At 68.2% G+C, this 25,311-nt stretch carries 25 protein-coding genes and 1 riboswitch; of the genes, 10 read left to right on the top strand and 15 right to left on the bottom strand.

The window, feature by feature from the left end; genetic code table 11:
- Positions 1-23 precede the first annotated feature (23 nt).
- From AC1VVG_RS08720 to AC1VVG_RS08690, 7 genes are all read right to left on the bottom strand, one after another.
- Positions 24-236 (bottom strand): hypothetical protein, encoded by a 213-nt coding sequence (locus AC1VVG_RS08720; protein ID WP_006497261.1) that lies wholly within the window; start codon positions 234-236, stop codon positions 24-26.
- Between the two features lie 202 nt (positions 237-438).
- Entirely contained in the window at positions 439-876 is a 438-nt protein-coding gene (locus tag AC1VVG_RS08715) for a hypothetical protein (protein ID WP_034186876.1), read from the bottom strand.
- Positions 877-990: 114 nt separating this feature from the next.
- Entirely contained in the window at positions 991-1,914 is a 924-nt protein-coding gene (locus tag AC1VVG_RS08710; protein ID WP_482835510.1) for an ABC transporter permease, read from the bottom strand.
- A complete protein-coding gene (locus tag AC1VVG_RS08705) occupies positions 1,914-2,783 on the bottom strand; it encodes an ABC transporter permease (RefSeq protein WP_034186878.1) in 870 nt (289 codons plus the stop codon). The genes AC1VVG_RS08710 and AC1VVG_RS08705 overlap by 1 nt, the downstream gene beginning before the upstream one ends.
- On the bottom strand, positions 2,780-3,859 hold the full coding sequence (locus tag AC1VVG_RS08700; RefSeq protein ID WP_482835509.1) for an ABC transporter ATP-binding protein: 1,080 nt from the start codon (positions 3,857-3,859) through the stop codon (positions 2,780-2,782). The genes AC1VVG_RS08705 and AC1VVG_RS08700 overlap by 4 nt, the downstream gene beginning before the upstream one ends.
- Positions 3,860-3,909: 50 nt before the next feature.
- The gene (locus AC1VVG_RS08695) at positions 3,910-5,076 is read right to left on the bottom strand and encodes an ABC transporter substrate-binding protein (RefSeq protein WP_482835508.1); all 1,167 of its coding nucleotides are present in this window, start codon (positions 5,074-5,076) and stop codon (positions 3,910-3,912) included.
- 273 nt (positions 5,077-5,349) lie between these two features.
- Positions 5,350-5,577: a hypothetical protein gene (locus tag AC1VVG_RS08690; protein WP_482835507.1), complete on the bottom strand. Its 228-nt coding sequence runs from the start codon at positions 5,575-5,577 to the stop codon at positions 5,350-5,352.
- 125 nt (positions 5,578-5,702) lie between these two features.
- On the opposite strand from AC1VVG_RS08690, the gene AC1VVG_RS08685 reads away from it, so the two are divergent.
- The gene (locus AC1VVG_RS08685; protein WP_034186882.1) at positions 5,703-6,407 is read left to right on the top strand and encodes a glutathione S-transferase N-terminal domain-containing protein; all 705 of its coding nucleotides are present in this window, start codon (positions 5,703-5,705) and stop codon (positions 6,405-6,407) included.
- Between the two features lie 304 nt (positions 6,408-6,711).
- On the top strand, positions 6,712-7,920 hold the full coding sequence (locus AC1VVG_RS08680) for a lysozyme inhibitor LprI family protein (protein ID WP_482835506.1): 1,209 nt from the start codon (positions 6,712-6,714) through the stop codon (positions 7,918-7,920).
- 255 nt (positions 7,921-8,175) lie between these two features.
- Here AC1VVG_RS08680 and AC1VVG_RS08675 read toward each other — a convergent pair whose 3' ends face one another.
- The gene (locus tag AC1VVG_RS08675) at positions 8,176-8,751 is read right to left on the bottom strand and encodes a TetR/AcrR family transcriptional regulator (protein WP_059557685.1); all 576 of its coding nucleotides are present in this window, start codon (positions 8,749-8,751) and stop codon (positions 8,176-8,178) included.
- Between the two features lie 135 nt (positions 8,752-8,886).
- Here AC1VVG_RS08675 and AC1VVG_RS08670 point away from each other — a divergent pair, with 135 nt between their 5' ends.
- The gene (locus tag AC1VVG_RS08670; protein WP_482835505.1) at positions 8,887-9,570 is read left to right on the top strand and encodes a glutathione S-transferase; all 684 of its coding nucleotides are present in this window, start codon (positions 8,887-8,889) and stop codon (positions 9,568-9,570) included.
- Between the two features lie 333 nt (positions 9,571-9,903).
- On the opposite strand, the gene AC1VVG_RS08665 is transcribed toward AC1VVG_RS08670, so the two are convergent.
- On the bottom strand, positions 9,904-10,407 hold the full coding sequence (locus tag AC1VVG_RS08665; RefSeq protein WP_226253655.1) for a MarR family winged helix-turn-helix transcriptional regulator: 504 nt from the start codon (positions 10,405-10,407) through the stop codon (positions 9,904-9,906).
- 131 nt (positions 10,408-10,538) lie between these two features.
- On the opposite strand from AC1VVG_RS08665, the gene AC1VVG_RS08660 reads away from it, so the two are divergent.
- Complete coding sequence (locus AC1VVG_RS08660) at positions 10,539-11,717, top strand: MFS transporter (protein ID WP_482835504.1); 1,179 nt, start codon at positions 10,539-10,541, stop codon at positions 11,715-11,717.
- 26 nt (positions 11,718-11,743) lie between these two features.
- On the opposite strand, the gene cobM is transcribed toward AC1VVG_RS08660, so the two are convergent.
- From cobM to cbiE, 4 genes are read right to left on the bottom strand one after another with little or no spacing between them, the layout of a single operon-like run.
- Positions 11,744-12,472 (bottom strand): precorrin-4 C(11)-methyltransferase, encoded by a 729-nt coding sequence (gene cobM, locus AC1VVG_RS08655; protein WP_482835503.1) that lies wholly within the window; start codon positions 12,470-12,472, stop codon positions 11,744-11,746.
- Between the two features lie 43 nt (positions 12,473-12,515).
- The gene (locus AC1VVG_RS08650; RefSeq protein ID WP_482835502.1) at positions 12,516-13,247 is read right to left on the bottom strand and encodes a cobalt-precorrin-6A reductase; all 732 of its coding nucleotides are present in this window, start codon (positions 13,245-13,247) and stop codon (positions 12,516-12,518) included.
- Positions 13,244-14,332: a cobalt-precorrin-5B (C(1))-methyltransferase gene (locus tag AC1VVG_RS08645; protein WP_069705141.1), complete on the bottom strand. Its 1,089-nt coding sequence runs from the start codon at positions 14,330-14,332 to the stop codon at positions 13,244-13,246. The genes AC1VVG_RS08650 and AC1VVG_RS08645 overlap by 4 nt, the downstream gene beginning before the upstream one ends.
- A complete protein-coding gene (cbiE, locus tag AC1VVG_RS08640; RefSeq protein WP_482835897.1) occupies positions 14,332-15,612 on the bottom strand; it encodes a precorrin-6y C5,15-methyltransferase (decarboxylating) subunit CbiE in 1,281 nt (426 codons plus the stop codon). Before cbiE ends, AC1VVG_RS08645 begins: the two co-directional genes overlap by 1 nt.
- Positions 15,613-15,934: 322 nt before the next feature.
- Positions 15,935-16,125, top strand: a riboswitch (cobalamin riboswitch).
- Between the two features lie 107 nt (positions 16,126-16,232).
- Here cbiE and cobG point away from each other — a divergent pair.
- From cobG to cobJ, 4 genes are read left to right on the top strand one after another with little or no spacing between them, the layout of a single operon-like run.
- Complete coding sequence (gene cobG, locus AC1VVG_RS08635; protein ID WP_482835896.1) at positions 16,233-17,597, top strand: precorrin-3B synthase; 1,365 nt, start codon at positions 16,233-16,235, stop codon at positions 17,595-17,597.
- On the top strand, positions 17,590-18,216 hold the full coding sequence (locus AC1VVG_RS08630; protein WP_482835501.1) for a precorrin-8X methylmutase: 627 nt from the start codon (positions 17,590-17,592) through the stop codon (positions 18,214-18,216). The genes cobG and AC1VVG_RS08630 overlap by 8 nt, the downstream gene beginning before the upstream one ends.
- On the top strand, positions 18,213-18,947 hold the full coding sequence (locus AC1VVG_RS08625) for a precorrin-2 C(20)-methyltransferase (protein ID WP_482835500.1): 735 nt from the start codon (positions 18,213-18,215) through the stop codon (positions 18,945-18,947). The genes AC1VVG_RS08630 and AC1VVG_RS08625 overlap by 4 nt, the downstream gene beginning before the upstream one ends.
- Positions 18,944-20,653, top strand: coding sequence for a precorrin-3B C(17)-methyltransferase (gene cobJ / locus AC1VVG_RS08620; protein WP_482835499.1), 1,710 nt, complete (start codon positions 18,944-18,946; stop codon positions 20,651-20,653). Before AC1VVG_RS08625 ends, cobJ begins: the two co-directional genes overlap by 4 nt.
- 6 nt (positions 20,654-20,659) lie before the next feature.
- Here cobJ and AC1VVG_RS08615 read toward each other — a convergent pair whose 3' ends face one another.
- A complete protein-coding gene (locus AC1VVG_RS08615; RefSeq protein WP_124607941.1) occupies positions 20,660-21,865 on the bottom strand; it encodes an MFS transporter in 1,206 nt (401 codons plus the stop codon).
- Positions 21,866-21,959: 94 nt separating this feature from the next.
- Here AC1VVG_RS08615 and AC1VVG_RS08610 point away from each other — a divergent pair, with 94 nt between their 5' ends.
- Positions 21,960-22,862: a LysR substrate-binding domain-containing protein gene (locus AC1VVG_RS08610; RefSeq protein WP_482835498.1), complete on the top strand. Its 903-nt coding sequence runs from the start codon at positions 21,960-21,962 to the stop codon at positions 22,860-22,862.
- Positions 22,863-23,099: 237 nt separating this feature from the next.
- Positions 23,100-24,455 (top strand): chitinase, encoded by a 1,356-nt coding sequence (locus tag AC1VVG_RS08605; protein WP_482835497.1) that lies wholly within the window; start codon positions 23,100-23,102, stop codon positions 24,453-24,455.
- A gap of 74 nt (positions 24,456-24,529) precedes the next feature.
- Here AC1VVG_RS08605 and AC1VVG_RS08600 read toward each other — a convergent pair whose 3' ends face one another.
- A complete protein-coding gene (locus AC1VVG_RS08600; protein WP_034186898.1) occupies positions 24,530-25,273 on the bottom strand; it encodes an IclR family transcriptional regulator in 744 nt (247 codons plus the stop codon).
- Between the last annotated feature and the right edge of the window lie 38 nt (positions 25,274-25,311).

The following is a 25,311-nucleotide window of genomic DNA, read 5'->3' as shown; positions in this document are numbered from 1 at the left end:
GCAGGGCAAGCCCGCAAAACCGCTCAGTACGCGGACATCTCGACGCAAGGATCGACCTTGGACGGCGAGCAGATCACCGAGTACTTCGCGCTCTCGCGCATCAGCGCTTCGCCTTCGTGCAGCGCGATCTTGATCTCGGGGTGACGCTCGTACGCGAGGAATGCCGAGCACACCACGGCGGACATCACGACGAGGGAAAACACAAATTTTTCAAGGGTTTGGAAGCGTTCAGGCATGGTCCGACCTTTCTCTTAGGCCGCCATTATATCTCGAAATAAGGGTTTTCCCTATAAGCCGGCCCGCATACCGAGGATGCCTTCGATCGGAATCGGGCCAGTGTTCGCGCCCTTTTTGGGGAGGGGGAGCAGCGAGACCGCGAGGCCGATCAGGACGCGGCCGCGTACCGGCAGAAGGTGCCGAAGGCGTGCCGCCAGCCCATCACTGCGGCGCCGACGCGCCGCTTGCCGCATTGCCGGGCCACGCGTTGCCGATATGGTCGATCAGCGATTTCGCGGTGCCCGTCACGAGCGCCGCATCGACGCCCGACGTTTGCCACGAGCCGTCGGCGGCCTTCACGAAGGTCAGGTTCGCGCGCGACGGCGAGTAGTCGGCATTGCGCCACGTGACGACAACGTCGCACGCGTACGTACGATCGCCGAGCTTCTTGCAGTCGCCGTCGGGTTTGGCCGACACGACATCGGCCGAGACAGGCAGCGGCTGGCCGAACAGCGCGTTCAGGCCGCCGTGGTTTTCCGCTTCGAGCGCGCGGCGCACGGCCGCGTCGACGTCGCTCGATCCGGGACCGTCGTGGAGCAGGTTGCAGGCGGCCAGCAGCGTCGTTGCGCCGGCGAGTGTCAGCAGCGTTTGAAACTTCATGGAGATCCGTCGATCGAGTGGAACGCCGCGTAGTCTGCAACGTCCGCGTGCCGGGCGCGGTATCCATTTGTAACCAATTGCACGGATGCCGCGCGCGACCGCTTGCCCCCTCGTCTACTGACGCTCCTGCTTCACGCGGCTGACCAGTTGCGTCGGGCTCACGAACTGCAGCGCGATCACGACCCAGACGAGCGTGATGGCCATGTAGATCATCGCCATCGCGTCGATCGACTGCGGCGCGCGCACGCCAGTCGAGAACACCGCGTAATACAGCGCGACGACGAGCGTCTGCGTGCTCGGCCCCGCGGTGAAGAACGTCAGCTCGAACATCCCGATCGTGCGCACCAGCACGAGCAGCCCGGCCGCAAGCATGCCGGGCACCAGCAGCGGCAGCAGCACGTAGCGGAAATAGCGCCACGTGTTCGCGCCGAAGATGCGCGCGGCGGCTTCGAGGTTCGGATCGATCTGCTCGATGAACGGCGTCATCACGAGGATCACGAACGGCAGCGCCGGCACGAGGTTCGCGAGGATCACGCCCGGCAGCGTGCCCGCGAGCCCGATCTTGTACATCACGGTCGCCATCGGGATCCCGTACGTGACGGGCGGCACCATCAGCGGCAGCAGGAACACCAGCAGCGCGAAGCGCTTGCCGAGAAACCGCACGCGTGCGAGCGCATATGCCGCCGGCACGCCGAGCGCGATCGACAGCAGCACGACCGCGCCGACGACTTCGACGGTCACCCACAGCACGCTCGCGAGCTGGAAGTCCGCCCAGGCCTTCGCGTACCAGTGCAGCGTGAAGCCTTGCGGCAGCGGCGTGCCGAACCAGCGCGTCGCGACCGAGTTCACCGCGACGGTCGCGATCAGCAGCAGCACGTTCAGCAGGAAGAACGCCATCAGCCCCCAGACGAGCGCCTTCCAGGCGCGGCCGGCGAGGTTGCCTTTCATCCGGTGCGGTTTCCTTGCGTCGACGGGCCGTGCATCCGGCGCGTCGTGCTTCGGCGGCCATGCGCGCGCGGCATGATTGTCGGTTGCCATCAGCCCTTGCCTCCCGTCACCGCGCCCGTATAGAAGAAGCGGCGCGCGCCGAGCATCGACGCGACCACCAGCAGCTGGACGAAACCCATCACGATGGCGATCGCCGACGCGAGCGAATAGTCGTAGCTCTCGAACGCAGCCTCGGCGGCCGCGATCGAGATCACGCGCGTCGGCCCGGCCGGCGCGCCGAGCAGCACGGCCGACGGAAATACCGAGAACGCCTGCACGAACGACAGGCACGCGGCCATCGTGAGCCCCGGCACGAGCAGCGGCAGGTAGATCTGCCGGAACTGCTGCCACGGGTTCGCGCCGAGCGTGGCCGCGGCGCGCGCGAGCGTCGGGTCGATGCCGCTGATGTACGACAGCATCAGCAGGAACGCGAACGGAAAGCCCGACACGATCAGCGACAGCAGCACGCCCCAGTAGTTGTGCGTCAGGCGCACCTCGTCGGTGTACAGGTGCAGCCCCTGCAGCGCCTGCGGGAACCAGCCGTTCGGCCCGAAATACGTGAGCATCCCGTCGGCGACGAGCACCGTGCCGAGCGTGACGGGAATCACGAGCAGCGTCGTGACGAGCTTCTGGTACGGCGAGTGGCGGCGCAGCGCGAACGCGACGGGTACCGCGATGCCGACGTTGAGCAGCGTCGCCGGCACCGCGAGCTTCAGCGTGACGAGCACGGTCGGCCACATCGCGGTGTCGGTGAAGAACTGCACGTAGTTCGCGAGCGCGCCGCCGCCGTTCATCGGCTGGAACGACAGCACGAGGCCGTACGCGAACGGATAGACGAACAGCGCGGCGATGAACGCGAGCGCGGGCGTGACGAGCCACGCCTTCGCGTCGCGCGGCGCGCCGGACGCGAGCGTGCTCATGCCCGCTCCGCCGCGTAGACGAGCGTCCGGGCAGGCGCGACGCGCAGCCGCAACCGCTCGCCTTGCGCGAAATCGCCGGCGACGCGCGCCCAGATCGCGCCGAACGGCGTGACCGCGCGGAGCAGCGAGTCGCGGCCGCCGTATTCGACCGTTTCGACGGTCGCGTCGAACGCGTTGTGGCTGCCTTCGTCCGCGCGCTCGATGTCGTCGGGGCGCAGCGCGACCACGACGTCCTTCGTATCGAAGCCGGCCATCGGGACGCCCGTGAGGCTGACGCCGCCGGCCGCGACCCGGACGTCGTCGCCGGCCATCCCCTCGAGCGTGAACGGCAGCACGTTGCGGTAGCCCATGAAGCGCGCGACGTGCAGGTTGCGCGGGCGCGTGTAGACGTCCTTCGGCGACGCGACCTGCTGCACGACGCCCTCCTTCATCACGACGATGCGGTCGGCCATCGACAGCGCTTCGTCCTGGTCGTGCGTCACATAGATCGTCGCGCGCTCGAGCTGCGTGTGGATGCGGCGGATCTCGGCGCGCATCTCGATGCGCAGTTTCGTGTCGAGGTTCGACAGCGGTTCGTCCATCAGCACGAGCGGCGGCTCGATCACGATCGCGCGCGCGATCGCGACGCGCTGCTGCTGGCCGCCCGACAGCTGCCCGGGCAGCTTGCCCTCATGGCCGACGAGCTGCACGAGTTCGAGCGCCTGCTGCGCGCGCCGCCGCGTTTCCTGCTTCGGCACGCCGCGCATCTTGAGGCCGAAGCCGACGTTCTCGAGCACCGACATGTGCGGAAACAGCGCGTAGTTCTGGAACACCATCCCGAAGCCGCGGCGCTCGGGCGGCAGCACGTCGATGCGTGTGTCGTCGAGCCAGATGCCGCCGCGCGTCAGCGGCTGCAGCCCCGCGATGCAGTTCAGCGCGGTCGACTTGCCGCAGCCCGACGGGCCGAGCAGCGCGATGAACTCGCCGCGCCGGATCTCGAGATCGAGGCCGTTCAGCGCGGCGACCCGCGCCCCTTGCGCATTGGTGAAACTGCGGCACACGCCGTCGAGCCGCAACCGTTCGAAACTGTGCTTCATTGCACGGAACTCCCTCGACGCGGGCGCCGCGGCGCCCGCCGGTTCAGGCGTCACTTCGATTTCTGCGAACCGATCTCGCGATCCCACTTCTGGAACGCGGCGACCATCGCCTGTGCGCTGAGCGGCTGCACGTGCGGGCGATCGGCGAGCAGCTTCGCGTACTCGGGGCGGCCGAACTTGCGGACCACGTCCTGGCTGTGCGCGGGCGCCATCTCGAGCGTCACGCCCTTCACCGCCGGGCCCGGATAGAAATAGCCGTCGTCGTAGGTCATCGCCTGCTGTGCCGGTTCGAGCAGGAAGTTCATCAGCTTGAACAGCACGTCGAGCTTGTCCTTCGGCACGCCCTTCGGAATCACCATGAAATGCGCGTCGTTGACCCACGTCATGTCGTCGAATGCCTGGATCCGGAACTCGGCCGGCACGATGCCGAGCGCGCGCGGGTTGATGTCCCAGCCCGTGACGGTCACGGTCATGTCGCGCGTGCCTTCGCCGAGCTCCTTCATCACCGCCGACGTGCCGCCCGGGTAGTACGGCACGCAGTCGTTCAGCGCCTTCAGGAACGCCCAGGTCTTGTCCCAGCCGTTGATCGGGTCCCGCGGATTCTTGTCGCCGAGCACGTACGGCAGCCCCATCAGGAACGTGCGGCCCGGGCCGGAGTTCGCCGGACGCGCATAGATCAGCTTGTTCGGGTGCGCCTTGCACCAGGCGAGCAGTTGATCCGGCGTCTTCGGCGGGTTGCCGACCTTCGCCGGGTTGTATTCGAGCAGCGGACCGGCCGGCATGTAGGTGACTTCGAGGCCGAAGCCCTGCGCGAGATCCTGCATCTTGCGCGGGCCGGGCGCGTATCTGTCGAGCACGCCGGGGAACGCGGCTGCATTGTCGGGCAGGAGCTTGAGCCACAGGTTCTGTTCGATGCCGGCGGCCAGCGCGTCGGTGCCCGTCAGCACGAGGTCGATGTCGGCGCGCCCCGCCGCCTGCATCGCCTTGATCTTGCCCGGCAGCTGAGGCGCCGGCGCATTCGTGAACGTGACGTTCGACACGAGGGTCGGGTTCTTGTCCCGGAACGCCTCGATGGCCTTCTGCGTGAGCTGGAGGTTGCCCGCGACGTCGACGATGTTCAGCGACACGGGCGCCGCAACGGCCGCCGCGGCAGACAGCGAGAAACCCAGTGCGAGTACGATCCGGCGGACATGGCGAGCGATCGTGGTGGTGTTCATGTCTCCTCACTTCGGTCGGTGGATGGGACCTTTCTTTTCAGGAAATCATGACGGCGTTATACGATGTCGGTCAACAAAAAACCGTGGCGCGCGGGACGGGACTTTCCCTGACAAAAACCTTCCGCCGAGATACGATCCGACTGGCAGAGACTATTTCGGGGATCGCCATGCCGCGTGACGCGATACGTGTTAGGACATCATATGTCGCGCGGCGGATCGACTCATGCTGGACGACCGCCAAGGGCCTGCCATGTGATCCGGTAGAGAACGCTTTCAGCGCGGCCGCAACAATTCCCAGAGCGCATGGAAATATTCGGCCCGTTCCTCGCTCGTGACGCTCGCGTTGGCCATGTCGACCATGAGGTCTTCAAGGTCGGCGACGCGCGGAATCGAGATGCCCTGCCCCACCATGTCCGTCGACGCGCAAGTGAGGCCGGTGCGCGTGTTTGCGTCATCGAACGCTGACGGCTGCCTGCGTGCGGGGTCGACCGACGCCTGCATCGATTCCGGGGATCGGCTACAGTGGGCGTTTTCGGCGCGCCCCGGCCCGCCGCCGTGCGTGGTCCATCGGAGCGCGCGGCAGTACGGACGGAGCGCGGAACATTCCCTTCGACGAGCGAACCTTCATGCCCGATCTGTCCGCCTTCCCGATCACGCAAAAGTGGCCGGCCCAGCATCCCGACCGTCTCCAGCTCTACTCGCTGCCGACGCCGAACGGCGTCAAGGTGTCGATCATGCTCGAGGAAACCGGCCTGCCGTACGAGCCGCACCTCGTGCGCTTCGACACGAACGACCAGTTTTCGCCCGAATTCCTGTCGCTGAACCCGAACAACAAGATCCCGGCGATCATCGACCCGAACGGCCCCGACGGCAAGCCGCTGCCGCTGTTCGAATCGGGCGCGATCCTGATCTATCTCGCGGACAAGACCGGCCAGTTGATCCCGAAGGATCTCGCCGGCCGTTACGAGACGATCCAGTGGGTGATGTTCCAGATGGGCGGCATCGGGCCGATGTTCGGCCAGCTCGGCTTCTTCCACAAGTTCGCCGGCCGCGACTACGAGGACAAGCGTCCGCGCGATCGCTACGTCGCCGAGTCGAAACGCCTGCTCGCCGTGCTCGACGCGCATCTCGCGAACCGCCAGTGGGTGATGGGCGACACCTATACGATCGCCGACATCGCGATCTTCCCGTGGGTGCGCAACCTTGTCGGTTTCTACGAAGCAGGCGACCTGGTCGGCTTCAGTGAATTCCGGCATGTGGCACGCGCGCTCGACGCGTTCGTTGCCCGCCCGGCCGTCGCGCGCGGGCTCAATATCCCGGCACGCGGCTGAATCTGGGCGGCCACGCTGCAGGTGGCCGCTGTGTTGCTCAAGCCCGCCGCATTGTGCGGCGGGCTTTTTTTGTTCTTCGTGGATGTCCGGGGGGACGCTGGGGAGGAATGTCGGCGTTCGGCCATCTACAGCCATTGGCCTGTATTTTCCCAAGCACATTCGGACGTCGCTTATCGTCGAGGGAACGGCCTTTTGCTGGCTTCCTCCACTCTGTTGTGGCTGCGCAAGTATGCCTCGCCCATTCTACTACTTCGCTGGCGCTTCTATTCTGATACGCTAGAAGCCTGTCACAAAGGGGGTGGGCTTGGAGATTGTTGAAATCCAGAAGAGCGTCAACACGCTTCTTCAAAACGACTGGGTCAAAATTTTAGCTCTCCCGTCCCTCGGCGGGATTTACTTATTTTTCAAATATCTGCTTGAAAGAAAAATAGAAGGGAAGCCCGATGCGGAAAATATTTCGCAATTGAACGAGCTTGCCGATCTCAAGGAGAAACTGGACAAAAATGGAATGACTCTGGAGGAACTTCAGAGCTTTCGTGCTCAGGCTCTGGGTAAATCTGCCAGCATAGCCATCGTCACTGCGCAGCAATATACAGATGCTGCTTCACAATTGGTTGGCGACGCCGAGAAAGCAGAGCATGACCCAGATTGGGAGCAGGCTCTGACGCAAACAGACATGAACTTGCTGTCGATGAAAAAGGCAACGCAGGCTGACGATGAATTAGCCGCGATAATTAATAGCAAAATTCGAGAGCTCGACGGAGATGACCGCCTGTTACTTCAGCAGTCACAGTCAGCATGGGAGTCCTTCCGCGAGACGGAGACAACACGGGAGTCTCGACGCTGGGAAGGTGGAACGATCAGGCCGCTCATGGTCAATCTGAGATATGAAGCAATTACGCGAGAGCGCATCGCTGGACTATCAACAGAAGGAAAAATGGAGGTCAACGGGGACTTAGTAGTAAAAATTCATACGACACCAAAGAACCTTCTGCAACATATTGTTCCTGGTGTACCAAAGAAGCGTGTGCAAGATATTCTGGGTACACCCAGCTTTGTTTCAGCCAATCACAGCTATTATCGCTATGAGGAAACCCAGGTAGAGATTTCATACAACGATGAAGATATCGCCGACGATGTCATTGTTATATTGCTCCACGACCAAGTCTATTCGGGTTCGTCCCCAGCCTTTTTTACCGATATACCTCTCGGAAAATTGACGTTGGCAGACATTCTCGCGAGTGACCATCAGTTGGAGATTGAGTTTCGAGATAGCCTGAGGACGCAGGAAGTTTATGTGCGCGGTCGGAGTGGGCCCCCTGGAGCCTGGACATACTTTTGTTTCGGAGCACTGTCAGTGTTCAGTGGTGTAGGCCTTCTTCAAGAGACTCAATTTGAATGGGACAAAGAGGCTGGCTGTCTACGAACCGACCCCAAAGACATATTGGTCAATTGGATGGCACTCCCCGGCTCAACTCTTGACGCACCGTATTTCGACTGGTTCATCAAGTGATAAGTCGACCCAGGACAGGCAAACGGCCGCTCCGATTCGTGTAGCGGTCGTTGGAGACTGGCGGCATCGAACGACTGCTTCGGGTCGATCTGCGCCGGTCATGTGTCACCGAGCGGAGGCCGACCACATTCGATCAGGAAGCGACATCATGAGCGACGCCTGATCCCACGTTCGTAGATCCGTTCACCGCGAAACGCGGCCGTCCGTACCTCGCCGAGACGAAAGTCCGCAAAGTCGACTTGCTCGATGCGGTGGCTATGCCGGCAGAAGACCCGCAATGCGATAACTTTCAATCAACCCGTCGTAGACGGAAATATCGGAGCGACTCCTGGCAACGAGCTGAGCGCCGGCGACCGCGGCATAGATCGCGCGAGCACGCCGTTCGCTATCCTCGGCGCTGACCACGGCCGCAGCGGACAGCACCTTGCTCAGCCACGCAACATTCACATCGGCAAAAGTCTGGACCTCTTTCGTCACCGTTTCCGGCAGGTCATCGGATTCGGCAGCCATGAAGCTGCACAGGCATATGCGATTGCCACGCTCAAGCGCCTTGCGAAACGTATCGGGATAGCGGCGCAGGCAATCGATCGGATCTGCGGATTCGGCCAGGATCGCATCCAGCGTAGCTGCCGATTCCTCCCAATACCGCCTCGCCACCGCTGCGCCAAGATCGGCCTTGCTTGCGAAGTGGTGGTAGATGCTCGCAGCCTTGATACCGACGGCTTCAGCGAGATCACGAAAGTTCAGCCCGCCGTAGCCGTGCGCCTGGGCAATCTTTGTGGCGGCCACCAGGATTCGCTCCCTGGAACTCAGGCCTGACTCGTTCTTCACTCTGCTACCGCCTCCACGACCGTTGACACCCGCAATTATACCTTCTATGGTAAACCTAACGAACGTTAGGTAGGCATGAGTGACCATTCCCCTTATCGTCCAATCCCGTGTGACAAACCGCATAGAGAGGCACGCATGACTTTCAGCACCACCGATTTCGACGTAACCCAACTCCCGATCATGACGATTTACGATTTCCCCAAGGGACCTTATCCGACACGCGTCCGTATCGCCCTGGCCGAGAAAGGTCTGCGATCGCGCGTCGAGTTCGTGATGGTCGACCTTTACAAGGGGGAGCACAAAAGGCCCGAATTCATCTCCGAGAAAAACTACTCGGGAACGCTGCCGGTCCTTGAACTAAACGACGGAACGTGCATCGCCGAATGCACTGCCATTACCGAATACCTCGATACGCTTGATGGCGCACCCACGCTGACCGGCAAGACACCACTCGAAAAGGGCGTGATCCACATGATGAGCAAGCGCGCCGAGCTGGAGTTGCTCGACGCAATCAGTGTCTATTTCCACCATGCCACGCCAGGATTGGGACCGAACGTCGAGCGCTATCAGAACGCCGAATGGGGGCTTCGTCAGCGCGACAAGGCCTTGAGGGGCATGCACTACTTCAATGACGTTCTGAAAAAGCAGCCGTTTGTCGCTGGGGATGCCTTCTCCATGGCCGACATCACCGTCATCGGCGGTCTGGTCTTTGCGTCAATCGTGAAGTTGACCGTGCCCGCGGAGTGCGAGGCGCTGCTGGATTGGTACACGAGAATGCGGGAGCGCCCCAGCGTCAAGAACCAGCCGGCGTTCGCCTGAAACAGAAGTCGTGCCCGCCCGTCATCGACGTTCGACCAATCCTTGATTGCAAATCCGAGACGACCTGCCCGCGCGACCTCGACGACTCGCCTACTCGATCGATACCGGATGGCCGCACAGCAAATCGGTCAATCGTAGGGGCGTACTGCGCGCGGTGCTCGCGTAGCGATGCGGAGTGGAAGGACGCGGTCGTGGCACACGGCTTCGCGTACGACCACCGTGTTGGCCGTTCCAGTTGGACAACGGTCGCTGACGACCCACTGAGTCGAATGGCGGCTCGGGGTCGGCAAGCGACGTCCACGACGCCTTTGTCGCCCGCACCGGGCACCCGCATCAAGCCGCCGTCGCCGCACCTTCGAGACCGGCCAGCAGCTTTCCCAGCAGGTGCGACAACTGCGCCTGCTCCGCCTCCGACAGCACGGCCAGCAGCGCGCGCTGGTTCTCGATGTGGGCAACGACCGCATCGTCGATCAGCGCGCGACCCGTATCCGTCAGTGCGACGAGCGTGCCGCGCCCGTCGGCCGGATTCGGCCGCCGCTCGACCCAGCCGGCCTTCTGCAGCCGGTCGATGCGTGCGGTCATGCCGCCCGACGACATCATCAGCGCGTCGTACAACGCGGTCGGCGTCAGCGCGAACGGCGCGCCGCTGCGCCGTAGCGTCGCGAGCACGTCGAATTCGCCCGGCTGCATCCCGTAGCGCGCAAACAGCGGATTGAGACGGTCGCGCGCGATCACGAGCGCGGCTTCCTGCAGCCGCCCCATCACGACCATCGACGACGCGTCCAGATCCGGACGCTCGGCGCGCCATTGCGCGAGCGCATGCGCGGCTCGATCCATTAACCCTCCTCGGCTCACCAGTTATCTTGACGTCGAGATAAATCGGCATTTATCTTGATGTCGAGATACTTTACCTGAAAAACGCGCGGCGTCTCGACGGCAGCCGCGCACCGATATCGAGGGCCTCGTCGATGAATCGCTTCACTTCCCCGGGATGGCGGCTGGCCGTCATCGTGCTGGTCGGGCTGAACCTGCGTCCCGCGCTCGCCGCGGTCGGCCCGCTGCTCGACATGATCCAGCGCACGACCGGTATCGGCGACGGCGCGGCCAGCCTGCTGACGACGATTCCGATCCTGCTGATGGGGCTCGGCGCACTGGGCGCGCGGCGCCTGCAGCGCGTTACCGGCATCGCGGGCGGTGTCTGGCTCGGCGTCGCGCTGATCGGGCTGGCCTGCGCATCGCGCATCGGCGCGCGGCACGCGTGGCTGCTGCTCGCGAGCGCCTGCTGCGCGGGCGTCGGGATCGCGATGGTGCAGGCGCTGCTGCCCGGTTTCGTGAAGGCGCATTTCGCGACGCGCATCGGCGGCGCGATGGGCGTCTATTCGACGTCGATCATGGGCGGCGCGGTGCTGGCGAGCGTGGTCGCGCCGTTCGCCGCGGCGCGCTGGGGCTGGCTCGCCGCGCTGGCCGGCTGGGCGCTGCCGGCCGCGGTGGCCGCGCTCGCATGGCCGCTCGCCAGCCGCGGCGGCGACGGCTTCGCCGCCGGGCAGGTCTCGACGTCGAATGCACGACCGTCGCGTTCGGCGCGTGCGTGGCGGCTCGCGCTGTTCTTCGGGATCGCGACGGGCGCCTACACGCTCGTGCTCGCTTGGCTGCCGCCGTATTACATGCGGCTCGGCTGGTCGCCGACGGCGGCCGGTAGCCTGCTCGGCGGCGTGACGCTCGCGGAAGTTATCGCGGGGCTGACGATCTCGGCAACGATCGACCGCCTGCCCGACCGCCGGCCCGCGCTGCATGCGGCGATCGCGTCGCTGTTCGCGGGGTTGCTGGCGATGCTGGCCGCACCCGGCGCGTTCGCGCTGCCGGCCGCGCTGCTGCTCGGCGCGGGGATCGGCGCGCTGTTTCCGCTGTCGCTGATCGTCACGGTCGACCATGCGGCAACGCCGGCCGACGCTGCATCGCTGACAGGGTTCGTGCAGGGTGTCGGCTATCTGGTCGCCGGGTTGTTCCCGTTCGCGGCCGGGCTCGTGCGCCAGCATCTCGCGGACCTGACGCCCGCGTGGATCGCGATGGCGTGCCTGTGTGTCGCGCTGTTCGCGCTGGCGGCCGGGTTTGCGCCGCGGCTGGCGCGGCAGACGGCGCAGGCCTGAGCGGCCCGTCCGCCGGGCCGGCGTGATCAGCCCGCGCTCGCGTACAGCGTCGAATCCGCGAACCCGTCGGCATCGAGCACGCGCCCGATCAGGATCAATGCGGTGCGCTCGATCTGCGTGCCGCGCACCTTGTCGACGATGTCCGCCAGCGTGCCGGTCACGCGCTCCTCGTCGGGCCAGCTCGCGCGATAGATCACCGCGACCGGGCAATCCGCGCCGTAGTGCGGCAGCACTTCGTCGACGATGCGCGCGAGATGGCGCACGCCGAGATGGATCGCGAGCGTCGCGCGGTGCGCGGCGAGCGAACCGAGCGCCTCGCCTTCCGGCATCGTGGTCTTGCCCGCGAAGCGCGTGAGGATCACCGTCTGCGCGACGCCGGGCAACGTCAGCTCGACGCCGAGCGTCGCCGCGCACGCGGCCGTCGCCGTCACGCCCGGCACGATTTCGTACGGAATCCCGAGCGCCTTCAGCCGGCGGATCTGCTCGCCGATCGCGCCGTACAGCGACGGGTCGCCCGAATGCACGCGTGCGACGTCCCACCCTTGCGCATGCGCGTCCGCGAGCAGCGCGACGATCGCGTCGAGGTCGAGATCGGCCGTGTTGACGACCTGCTCCGCGCGATGACCGTCGAGCACGGCCGCGGGCACCAGCGAGCCCGCATACAGGATCACCGGGCACGTACGCACGAGGCGCTGGCCCTTCACCGTGATCAGCTCGGGGTCGCCGGGCCCCGCGCCGATGAAATACACCGTCATCGAAAATTCTCCGTCAATACGTTGGATGATCCGCTGCGCGGCGTCAAACGCGCGCGGCCGGATCGAGTGCGTCGAGCAGTGCCGCGACCGAATCGAACGCCCGGTCGGCATCGGGCAGCGACGGCCGGCGCAGCATCACGACCGGTACCCTGCGTTCGCGCGCGACATCGAGCTTGGCCTCGGTGGCCGCACCGCCGCTGTTCTTGCTGACGACGACGTCGATGTCCGTCAGCGCGAACAGCGCACGTTCGCCGTCGAGCGTGAACGGCCCGCGCGCGGCGATGACCTGCGCATGCGCATTGCCGGGATGTGCGTCGAGGCAGCGCACGAGCCAGAACTGGTGTGGCGGGATCGTATCGAGGTGCGCGAGCGGTTCGCGGCCGAGCGTGAACAGCGGCCGCCTGAACGGCGCGAGCGCGGCCTCGATGCCGGCCCAGTCGTCGACCATCCGCCAGTCGTCGCCCGGTTGCGGCGTCCAGGGCGCGCGGCGCAGCGCCCATAGCGGTACGCCCGCGTCGCGCGTCGCGGCAGCGGCGTTCGCGCTGATTTGCGCGGCATACGGATGCGTGGCGTCGATCACGAGGCTGATCTCGGCGTCGCGAAGATACGTGGCCAGGCCGGCGGCCCCGCCGAAGCCGCCGACGCGCACGTCGCAGCGCAGGTCGTCCGGCACCTTGCCGAGACCGGCCAGGCTGTAGACGTGATGCGGGCCGAGCGCGCGTGCGATCTTCAGCGCGTCGCCGGTGCCGCCGAGCAGCAGGATGCGCATGCTCATCGCGCTTCCCCGACGAAGCGGCCCTGCCGGTCGATCGCGAACATCTCGACGGCGACCGACGGCGGCACGATGTCGCGTGCGACCCGCAGCGCCTGCGCGCAGACGAGATCGCCGAGCGGCACGCCGTCGGCCAGGGCGAGCTTCAGCGCTTCCTGGCTCGTGTTCGCGGCGCGCATCGCGGCCTGCAGCGCCTCGCTCGCGCCGGCTTCTGCCGCCCATTGCGCGAGCAGCGGCAGGTCGATGCTCGAATGGCGGCTGTGCAGGTCGAGATGGCCCGCCGCGAGCTTGCTGAGCTTGCCGAATCCGCCGCACATCGACAACCGCGCGACCGGTGCGCGGCGCAGGTGCTTGAGCACCGCGCCCGCGAAATCGCCCATCTCGATCAGCGCCATGTCGGGCAGGCCGTAGTGTGCGCGCATCGCGTCCTCGCTCGCGTTGCCCGTGCACGCGGCGATATGCGCGATGCCGTTGGCGCGTGCGACATCGATCCCCTGGTGGATCGATGCGATATAGGCCGAACACGAGAACGGCCGCACGATGCCCGTCGTGCCGAGGATCGACAGCCCGCCGACGATGCCGAGGCGCGGGTTCATCGTCTTCAGCGCGAGCGCCTCGCCGCCCTCGACGCCGATCGTCACGTCGAAGCCGCCTGCGTAGCCGTGCTCGGCTGCGAGGGCCTCCAGATGCGTCGTCATCATCTGGCGCGGCACCGGGTTGATCGCCGGTTCGCCGACCGGCAGCGTCAGCCCCGCGCGCGTGACCGTGCCGACGCCCGGCCCCGCGTGAAAGCGCACGCCGGGCACGGCCGCGAGCGCGACACGCGCGAAGATCAGCGCGCCGTGCGTGACATCCGGATCGTCGCCGGCATCCTTGATCGTGCCGGCTTCCGCGCCTTCGGCCGTGAGGCGGCAGAACTCGAGCCGCATCATCACGCGCTGCCCTTTCGGCAGCACGATCTCGACCGCGTCGTCCGCCCGGCCCGCGAGCAGCAGCCGCGCAGCCGCGAGCGACGTCGCGGTCGCGCAGCTGCCGGTCGTGTAGCCGAACCGCAGCGGCGCGGGCTGTTCGGGGGTTTCGTCGCGCATCACGCGTCCGTTGCGTTCGCCGGGTTCGATGCGCCGGCTATGTCGATCACATCGGCCGTCTCGACCCTGTCGGCCGCGTCGGGCTTGCGCACGTCGTACAGCGTGACGGGCAGCGGCTGGCGCCACGTGTCGAAGCGGCCGAGCGGTTCCGCATGCGCGAGCGACACGCGCGTGAGCGTGCCGCCGTGCGCGTCGCGCCACGCGGCGAGCGCCATCTCGCCCTGCAGCGTGACCGCGTTCGCGACGAGCCGGCCGCCGGGTTTCAGCGAGGCCCAGCACGCGTCGAGCACGCCGGGCGCCGTCGCACCGCCGCCGATGAAGATCGCGTCGGGCGTGGCGAGCCCTGCCAGCGCGTCGGGCGCGCGGCCCGCGACGAGCTGCAGGCCCGGCACGCCGAGTGCGTCGCGGTTGTGTTCGATGAAGCGCTGCCGTTCCGCATGCGCCTCGACCGCGATCGCCTGGCAGGATGGATGCGCACGCATCCATTCGATGCCGATCGAGCCACTGCCCGCGCCGACGTCCCACAGCAGCTCGTCGGGTACGGGCGCGAGGCGCCCGAGCGTCATCGCGCGCAAGTCGCGCTTGGTGAGCTGGCCGTCGTGGCGGTATGCATCGTCGGGCAGGCCCGGTGTGAGCGCGCGGCGCGGCGCGTCGGGGCCGGCCCGGCAGTCGAGCGCGACGAGATTGAGCGCGGCCGTTTCGGCGACTTTCCAGTCCTGCGCGAGGCCGTCGACGCGCCGTTCGAGCGGGCCGCCCAGATGTTCGAACACGCTGATGCGCGTCGGCCCGAAGCCGCGTGCGGCGAGTTCGGCCGCGACGGCGGCCGGCGTGCGGCCGTCGGCGCTCAGCACGAACAGGCGCCGGCCCGGCAGCAGATGACGCGCGAGCGTCGCGAGCGGACGGCCGACGAGCGACACCGCGCCGACATCCTGCAGCGCCCAGCCGAGGCGTGCGGCCGCGAGGGACAGCGACGACGGCGCGGGCAGCACGCGCCATTCGTCGGGAGAAAGCTGGCGCGCGAGCGTCGCGCCGACGCCGAACAGCATCGGGTCACCGCTCGCGAGCACGCAGACGGGCGAGCCGCGCCGCGCGAGCACGCCCGCGAGATCGAACGGCGACGGCCACGCTTCGCGCGCGGCCGGCAACCGCGCGGGCAGCATGTCGAGATGCCGCTTCGCGCCGACCACGCGCGTCGCGCCGAGCAGCGCGCGTCGCGCATTGCGCCCGAGCCCCGCGTAACCGTCGTCGCCGATGCCCACTACCGTCAGCCACGCCGTCATGCACCCTTCCCCATCGTTCGATTTCATCCAGTGTGTTGCGATGCGCGGCCGTTGCGCCGCCGCGCGTCGATCCGGCGATTGCCGTCGGCGCCGACTGCCCGGCGCGGGACGCGCCAGCGGTGTCGGCCAGGCCCGCGCGATCCGCATGGCGAACAGCTGGCCCCGCCCAGTTTCATCGTCGCGGACACCGGCGTGTCGCCGATCCAGTGCCGAGCCGCCAATCGTACCATCCGCGCTGCCGCGCGCAGGTCGTCGCAGCCATGCTGCGACACGGTTGCGACGCACATGGCCGATGTCGGGCCGGTGCCGAAATCGGGTATCCTACGGCCGTTCGTTCGCCGGTGCCCTTCGGGGCCGAAGAGGGAACACAGGGCGCGCCGCGCGCCGCTGTGGCTGCCCCCGCAACTGTAGACAGCGAGCCGATCTCCCCCTCATGCCACTGGTTTCACCGGGAAGGCCGGGAGCCGGCGCCGACCTGTCAGCCAGGAGACCTGCCGGCCAGAAAGTGCGTGCGTGCCAGTCGGCGTCGGGCGGGGTGTACCGATGCGTTGGCCGCGGCGCGACACTGTCCCGGTATCCCGTTGAGTTCCGCCCCCGATTCGATTCCTGCGTCGCCCGTCGTGCGCCCGTCGGCCTGCCCGGGGCTCGTGCGCGTGGTCGCGGCCGCCGATGGCGGGCTGTGCCGGGTCAAGTTACCGGGCGGCCGGCTCGATGCGCGCCAGGCGCGTGCGATTGCCGCCGCCGCCCGCGCGTACGGCTCCGGCGCGATCGACGCGACCAATCGCGCGAATCTCCAGCTGCGCGGCATTCGCGACAGCGCCGCCGATGCGCTGACGCGCGCATTGCTCGAGGCGGGGCTCGGCCCGCGCGTCGACGCTGCCGCAGGCGCGGTCGACGAGACGGCCGCGCTCGCCGCGAGCGACGACGTCCGCAACCTCTTGCTCAGCCCGCTCGCCGGGCACGATCCCGCCGCGCTCGTCGACAGCCGCGCGCTCGCGATGCCGCTGCTCGACATGCTGGCCGGCGAGCCGCGCCGCGGCGAGCTGTCGCCGAAATTCTCGATCCAGCTCGACGGCGGCGAAGCGGTTGCGGCGCTCGATCATCCGCACGACATCTGGCTGGCCGCATGGCGCCGCGCAGACGGCGCGGTGCGCCTCGCGGCCGGGCTGGCCGGCTGCCCGCCGGCCGCGCGGGACGACCGGCCCGCATCGGTCGACGTGTCGCCCGATCAGGCCGTCGCACTGGTTCGCGCATTGCTGCTCGCGTTCCTCGATCTCGCACCGGCCGAGGTCACGCGGATGCGCGGGGTGCTCGCGACCGCCGGCGAATGCGCGTTGCTCGCACGCGCGCAGCACTACCTGCCCTTCCCGCTCACGGCCGATCCCGCGCTCGCCGGCTGGCGGCGCACGCGCACCGACCCGGCGCTGCGTTTCGGCATGCGCGCGTCGCGCGATGCGGCACGCTGCAGCGTCGGCGCGCAATGCGTGCTCGGGCGGCTCGACGCGACACGACTGGAACGGCTCGCCGCGCTGGCCGAAGCCGACGGCGACGGCACGTTGTCGATGACGCCGTGGCAAGGCGTGTTTCTCCACGGCGTGCCGAACGAACGCGCCCCGGCCACGTTGGCGGCACTGGCGTCGCTCGGCCTCGTCTGCGCATCGTCCGACCCGCTGGCGACCCTCGTCGCCTGCACCGGCAGCACGGGCTGCGCGAAAGCGCGGGCCGACACGAAACACGACGCGCTCGCCCTCGCGGCGTGCCTCGGCCATCCGGTCGACGTGCACCTGACCGGCTGCGAGCGCCACTGCGCGTTGCCGCATCCCGCGACGCACACGCTCGTCGCGGTGGCGCCTGCGCACTACGACCTTTACCGGCGCGACGCGGCCGCGGGCCTTGGCGCCCCGCTCGCGCGCCATCTGACGATTGACCAGGCCGCGGCCCGTTTGACGGACGCGCGGCACAGCCAGGACACCACCGATGCTTGACTACATTCGCGACGGGCAGGAAATCTACCGCCAGTCGTTCGCGACGATCCGCGCCGAGGCCGACCTGTCGCGCGTTCCGCCCGACCTCGAGAAACTCGCGGTGCGCGTGATCCATGCGTGCGGGATGGTCGACGTCGTCTACGACCTGCGCTTTTCGGCTGGCGCCGGCACGGCCGGCCGCACCGCGCTCGCGGCCGGCGCGCCGATCCTGTGCGACGCGAGAATGGTCGCCGAAGGCATCACGCGCGCGCGGCTGCCGGCCGACAACCGCGTGATCTGCACGCTCGGCGAGCCGGAGGTGCCCGATCTCGCGCGCCATCTCGGCAACACGCGCTCGGCGACGGCGCTCGAACTGTGGCGTCCGCATCTCGCGGGCAGCGTCGTCGTGATCGGCAATGCGCCGACCGCGCTGTTCCACCTGCTCGACATGATCGACGCCGGCGCGCCGCGTCCCGCGTTGATCCTCGGTTTTCCGGTCGGTTTCATCGGCGCGGCCGAATCGAAGGCGATGCTCGATGCCGACAGCCGCGGCGTGCCGTACGTCGCGCTGCTCGGCCGGCGCGGCGGCAGCGCGATGGCCGCCGCCGCGGTCAACGCACTGGCGACGGAGGTCGAATGACGACCATGCGCGGCCGGCTGTTCGGGGTCGGTGTCGGCCCCGGCGATCCCGAACTGATGACGATCAAGGCGCTGCGCGTGCTGCAGGCGGCGCCCGTGGTCGCGTATTTCGTCGCGAAGGGCAAGAAGGGCAATGCGTACGGCATCGTCGAAGCCCACCTGCTCGACGGGCAGACGCAACTGCCGCTCATCTATCCGGTGACGACCGAAGTGCTGCCGCCGCCGCTCTGCTACGAGACCGTGATCGCCGACTTCTACGACACGGCCGCCGAGATCGTCGCCGCCCATCTCGACGCGGGACGCGACGTCGCGGTGATCTGCGAAGGCGACCCGTTCTTCTACGGCTCGTACATGTACCTGCACGACCGCCTCGCGCCGCGCTACGACACCGAGGTGATCCCGGGCGTCTGCGCGATGCTCGGCGGCACGGCCGTGCTCGGCCAGCCGCTCGTCTATCGCAACCAGAGCCTGTCGGTGCTGTCCGGCGTGCTGCCCGAGCATGAACTGCGCGAGCGGCTCGCGCGCGCCGACGCGGCCGTCGTGATGAAGCTCGGTCGCAATTTCGACAAGGTGCGGCGCGTGCTCGACGAACTCGGGCTCGCGAAGCGCGCGCTGTACGTCGAGCGCGCGACGATGGCGAACCAGCGCATCGTGCCGCTCGACGCAGTCGATCCGATGGCGTCGCCGTATTTCTCGCTGCTCGTCGTGCCGGGGGAAAAATGGCAAGGATGACGACCCCGCCGGCCATCGTGATACTCGGTGCCGGCGCGCTCGACACCGCGCGACGCATCCAGGCGCGCTATCCGGGCGCTAGCGTGCATGGCCTCGCGTCGCGCGTCGATGCCGACGTGCGGTTCGACGAACTCGGTGCGCACCTGCGCGAACTCTACGCACGCGGCCTGCCGATCGTCGCGCTGTGCGCAGCCGGCATCGTGATCCGCTGCCTCGCCCCCGCGCTCGCGGACAAGGGCGTCGAGCCGCCCGTGCTCGCGGTTGCGGAAGACGGTTCGGCCGTCGTGCCGCTGCTCGGCGGGCTGACGGGCGTCAACGTGATCGCGCGCGAAATCGCCGCATGCGTGGGCGTCGCGCCGGCGATCACGACCAGCGGCGAACTGCGTTTCGGCGCATGCGTGCTCAATCCGCCCGACGGGTATGCGCTGGCCGATCTCGCGCAGGGCAAGCGCTTCGTGTCCGACCTGCTCGCGGGCGCATCGACGCGTGTCGACGGCCCGGCGGCGTGGCTCGACGATGCCGCGCTGCCGCGCGACGACGCGGCCAAGCATGCGATCCGCGTGACGCCCGACGCATGGCGCGGCACGCACGACGAACTCGTGATCCATCCTCGCAGCGTGGTGGTCGGCATCGCAGGCGATGCCATGCACGCGCACGAGGCGCTTGCCACACGCATCGCCGCCATGCTCGACGCACAAGGTCTCGCGCGGCTGGCACTCGCGGCCCTCGTCGCGCCGGCGTCGTCGATCGGCGAACCCGCGCTGGAGGAAGCCGCGCGGGCACTCGACGTGCCGCTGCGTTTCGCCGATGCCGACGGCAGCACGCCCGCCGATGCAGCCGCGCTGCTCGGCCGCACGTTGCGTGTCGCGCATACGCTGCGTCCGGTATCGAACGGTCTCGCGTGCGCGGTCGCCTCGCATCCGGTCGATCCCGCCACGCTCGGCCGCGCGCGCGGCCGCCTGACGGTGCTCGGCCTTGGCCCGGGCGGCGCCGCGTGGCTCACGCCGGCCGCTCGCGCCGCGCTCGCCGAAGCGACCGACATCCTCGGCTACACGACCTACGTGAACATGGCCGGCCCGTTCCGCGGCGACCAGCGCGTGCACGGCACCAACAATCGCGAGGAGATGCAGCGCGCGCGCCATGCGTTCGAACTCGCGGCCGAAGGCCGGCGCGTCGCGGTTGTGTCGTCGGGCGACCCCGGCGTGTTCGCGATGGCCGCAGCCGTGCTCGAAGCGCTCGACGAAACGCGCGACCCGCAGTGGGCCGCGGTCGACCTGCGCGTGGAGCCCGGCATCTCGGCGTCGCTCGCGACGGCCGCGCAGGCCGGCGCGCCGCTCGGTCACGACTTCTGCGCGATTTCGCTGTCGGACAACCTGAAGCCGTGGGACGTGATCGAGACGCGCCTGCGGCATGCGGCGCAAGCCGACCTCGTGATGGCGTTCTACAACCCGATCTCGCGTGCGCGGCCGTGGCAGCTCGACCGCGCGCTCGACCTCGTGCGTGCGCATCGCGCGGCCGATACGGTGGTCGTACTCGGCCGCGACATCGGCCGGCCGGGCGCGACGCTCGCGACGACGACGCTCGGCGCGCTGCGCGGCGACCAGGTCGACATGCGGACGATGGTGATCGTCGGCTCGTCGACGACGCGGCGCTTCGCGATCGGCAACGCGCGCGAATGGGTCTATACGCCGCGCTGGTATCGCTGATCGCGGTTACCGCGGCAGCGTGACGGTGCGCGCGTCGGCATGCGTAAGGCCGGATGCGCCGCCGGTACGCCAGAACCGGTACACGAGCACGCCGACCGCGGCCTGCGCGACGACTACGAACGCGACGCAGCCGGCCCAGCCCCAGCGATGCCAGCCGGGCACCGGCAGGATCGAGCCGAGACTGCCGCCGAAGTAATAGCAGGACAGGTAGATGCCGATCGCCGTCGAGCGTGCGCTCGACGCCGCCTGCGAAATGAACGTGTTCGCCGACGCCTGCTCGACGAATACGGCGGTCGAGCTGAGCGCGAGGCCGGCCAGGATCACCGGCACGCTGTCCGACAACGTCAGCAACGCTCCGCCGATCGCGAGCGCGGCCGCGGCGAGCCCCGGCGCGCGCGGGCCGCGATGCCGCGCGAGGCGCCCGGCCAGCGGCGTCACGACCACCGCGACCAGGAACACCGCATAAATTGCGCCGATCTCGACCGTGTCGAAGCCGAACGGTGCGCGCGTGAGCCGCAGGCCGATGAACGTGAACGTCGCGACCTGCGACGCGAGCACGCATGCGCCGATCGCGAATGACGCGAGCAGCGGGCCGCGCATGACGAGCCGCGACGACGGCCCCGCCTCCGCATCGTTGCCGGACGCCTGCCGCGCAACCGCACCGGATGCAGGCAGGCTCGCGTAGATCGCGACGCCCGTGACGAGACACAGCGCCGCGACGACATCGAGCGCATGCCGCCAGCCCCACATCGACGTCAGCAGGTTCGTGACGAAGCGGCCGGCGAACCCGCCGAGCGTCGTGCCGGCGACGAACAACGCACCGATCTCGGCCGACGTGCCGCGATCGAAGCGCTCTCCGATATAGGCGATCGACAGCGCGAAGATGAACGGCATGACCAGCCCGGCCGCAAAGCGCGCACCGAGAAACGACGCGAAACCCGCCGCATGCGCGGACCACACGACCGGCAGCGCGACGGCCACCGCCGCCAGCGAGATCGCGATGCGACGCTCGATGCGCGCGGCCAGCACGCCGACGAACGGCGCGATAATGGCGACAGCCGTCGTGGTCGCGCTGACGCCCTGCCCCGCGCGTTCCGCGCTGACGCCGAACGTCGCCGCGAGTGCGTGCAGGATGCCCTGCGTCGAATAGAGATTGAGAAACGCGGCGAAACCGCAGAGAAAGAACGCAATGCGTGTGGTCCTGTCGTTCATCGGAAATGCCTCGTCATCGATGCCGCCAGTCTGACGAGCGCGCCACGCGTGCGCCAATACCGTTTTCACCGCCATTGATACCGGAACGACAACAATGCTCGACCTGCGCCGCCTCCGCTATTTCGTGGTCGTCGCCGACGAACTGCACTTCGGCCGCGCGGCATTGCGCCTGCGCGTCGCGCAGCCACCACTGACGCGCCATATCGCCGCGCTGGAAAGCGAGCTCGGCGTGCGGCTGTTCGAGCGTTCGACGCGCGCGGTGCGGCTCACGCCGCAAGGCGAACTGTTCCTCGAGCATGCACGCCACGTCGTCAGCGCGGCCGCCGAAGCCGAGGCGAGCGCGCGCAAGATCGCGCAGGGCATCGCCGGGCGCATCGTGATCGGCTACGCGAGCGCGATTCCGATGTCGGACACGTTCCCTGATGTGATCCGCGCCGCGAGCCGCACGATGCCCGACGTCGAACTCGCGTTCCGTGAAGCAGCGACCGCCAGCCAGCGCCGGCAGATCGCCGACGGCGCGATGGACGTCGGCTTCGGCTGGGCGTGGGACGGCGCGCCCAGCGTGCCGGTCGCGTCGATCGTCGTGTCGCGCGAGCCGCTCGTCGCGGCCGTGCCGGCCGGCCATCCGCTCGCGGGCCGTGCGCGCCTCGACGTTGCGGAACTGGCCGACGCCACCTTTGTCACCTTTCCGCCCGGTTACGGTTCGGCGTTGACCGCCGCGCTGGACGACCTGTGCGCGCGTGCCGGATTCTCGCCGCGGATCGGCGCGACCGCCGCGCAAATCACGACGCTCGTGTCGCTGGTCGCCGCCGAACGGGGGATCGCGATCGTGCCGGCCTTCACGGCGACGCTGCAGCGCGCCGGTGTCGTCTACGTGCCGCTCGCCGGCGCGCGCGCGGTCGAGCAGATCGTGTCGTGGAACGCGCCGTTTTCGTCGGCGTGCGTCGAGCGCTTCGTTGCGCTGGCTCGTTCGCTGGCGCAGCCGGCATCGACGTAAGCGGCACGTATCGCGCCGCGGGCACCGATCGGGAAAATCGCCCGCCCCGCGTTGCACGACCGTGTCGAATCGGCAAGATCGTTACGTATCGGGAATCAAATAACAAAAAGAACACCTAACCATTCACTATTCGGCGCGAATCCTCCAAGATGAGCACGCTGCCGGCCGGGCACGCCCGGTCGCCCGGCCGGCAGCGATACGCAGGCCAGCGTATCCCTCTTCCACTCGGAGAACACAATGAACAACAATCTGTTGCCGCGTTTCATCCCGCGTGCACTTGCCGCGGGTTGTCTGCTTGCCGTGGCGAGCGTGTCCCAGGGTGCCGGCGTCTATGCGCCCTTCGTCGACGTGACGCTCTATCCGACGCCGCTCGTCGATCAGATCGGCGTCCGGCAAGGCATCCAGCAATTCACGCTCGCGTTCGTGGTCGCGGGCAACGGCTGCGTGCCGTCGTGGGGCGGCGTGCAGCCGATCGGCAACGGCGCGAGCGGCGGCCTCCTGACCGCGCTGTCGACGTCGATCGCGAGCTACCGCGCGAAAGGCGGCGAAGTCGCCGTCTCGTTCGGCGGCGCGAACGGCACGCCGCTGATGCAGGCGTGCTCGACGGTCCCCGCGCTGAAGGCGGCCTACCAGACCGTGATCGACACGTACGGCCTCACGCACATCGATTTCGACATCGAAGGCGCGTCGCAGCAGGACACGGCCGCGGTCGCGCGCAACTTCCAGGCCGTCGCGCAACTGCAGTCCGACTACGCGGCGAAGGGCAAGCCGCTACACGTCACGCTGACGCTGCCGACGATGCCGACCGGGCTCACGCAGGACGGCCTGAACGTCGTCAACGCGGCGCTCGCGAATCGGGCCGCGTTCGACGCGGTCAACGTGATGGCGATGGATTACGGCCCCGCGAACTTCGACATGGGCGCCGCCGCGATCAGCGCCGCGCAGGCGCTGTACGCGCAGCTCGACACGGCGTTCAAGTCGGCCGGCCAACCAAAAACCCATGCGCAGCTCTGGCAGATGGTCGGCGTCACGCCGATGATCGGCGTGAACGACGTGCAGGGTGAAACCTTCACGCTCGCGAATGCGCAAAGCGTGGTGAACGCGGCGATCGGCAACGGCTACGGTTTCTTCGGCAACTGGTCGGTCGGCCGCGATCAGGCGTGCCCGTCCGGTGGCACGTATGCGTCGCCGACCTGCTCGGGCGTCGCGCAGCAGCCGTACGCGTTCGCGACGATCTTCAAGCAGATCGACGGCAAGTGGGGCGCGGGCGTCACGCAGGATCCGAACTACGGCGGCGGCTCGGACGGCGGCACGCCGCAGCCCGGCGCGCCCTGGGCGGCCGGCCAGGTCTATACGGCCGGCGCGACGGTCACCTACCAGGGCACGACGTACCAGGCGCAGTGGTGGACCCAGGGCGACGTGCCCGGCCAGGCGGCCGTATGGAAGCCGGTCGGCGGCGGCTCGCCGGTGTGGTCGGCGACGACCGCCTACCCGGGCGGCACCTGCGTGATGTACCAGGGCGCGAAGTACTGCGCGAAATGGTGGACACAGGGCGACAACCCGAGTGCGGGCGGCGTGTGGGTGAAGTCGTGATGCCGCGACGCGCGCGCGCGTGACGCGCGGCGGGCCGCTTCCGGCGCAGCAGGATCGTGCGCCGGCGGGCGGCCCTACCCGCGCGCGTGCTCGGCCAGCAGCCGCGCCTTCGCGTCGACGAGCAGCGCCGCGTGCGCGTCGCGCTGCTGGCGGATCCGTTCGGTCGGCCCGACGACCGACAGCCCGTACCAGTCGCCGTCGAGCGTCAGCGCGACCGCGATCGCCGACAGCTCGGGCGCGCTCTCGCCGAAGTTCTCGGCCCAGCCGAGTTCGCGAAACCGCGCGGTCTGCGCGACGAGCGCCGGCAGGTCGGCCACCGTCGCGTCGGTAAAACGTTCGAACGGCAGTTGCATGCCGAGCGCCTGCTGCGCGTCGCCGGCGAGTTCCGCGAAGATCGCCTTGCCGATCGAGTTCGCATGCAGCGGGCGCAGCTCGCCCGGCTGGCGCGTATAGCGGATCGCCTGCTCCGACTCGACGACGTCGAGATACGTGACCGACACGCCCTGGATCTTGCCGAGCACGGCTGTCTCGCGGCTCGCGTCGCGCAGCGCGACGAGGTGCGGGTGCACGATGTCGACGACGGGATCGGTCGCGTCGATCGCGGCGGCGATCGTCTGCAGGCGCCGCGTCGGGTAGTAGCCGCCGCGCTTGCGCACTTCGTACAGATAGCCGCGGCTCACGAGCGTGCGCGCCATCGCGAGGCAGCTCGACGGCGGCACATCGAGCAGGCGCGCGAGTTCGGCGAGCGGCAGTGGCCGCCGTTCGGCGGCGAACAGCTCGAACAGGTCGAGCGTGCGGGCAACGAGTTTGACGTCCATGACGAGCGCTTGAATCGAAACGGGAAACCGCGCGCCGG

Source organism: Burkholderia sp. L-4 (assembly GCF_056856535.1).
The sequence above is the reverse complement of the archived record's forward strand: the minus strand, read 5'-3'. Positions and strand labels throughout refer to the sequence as shown.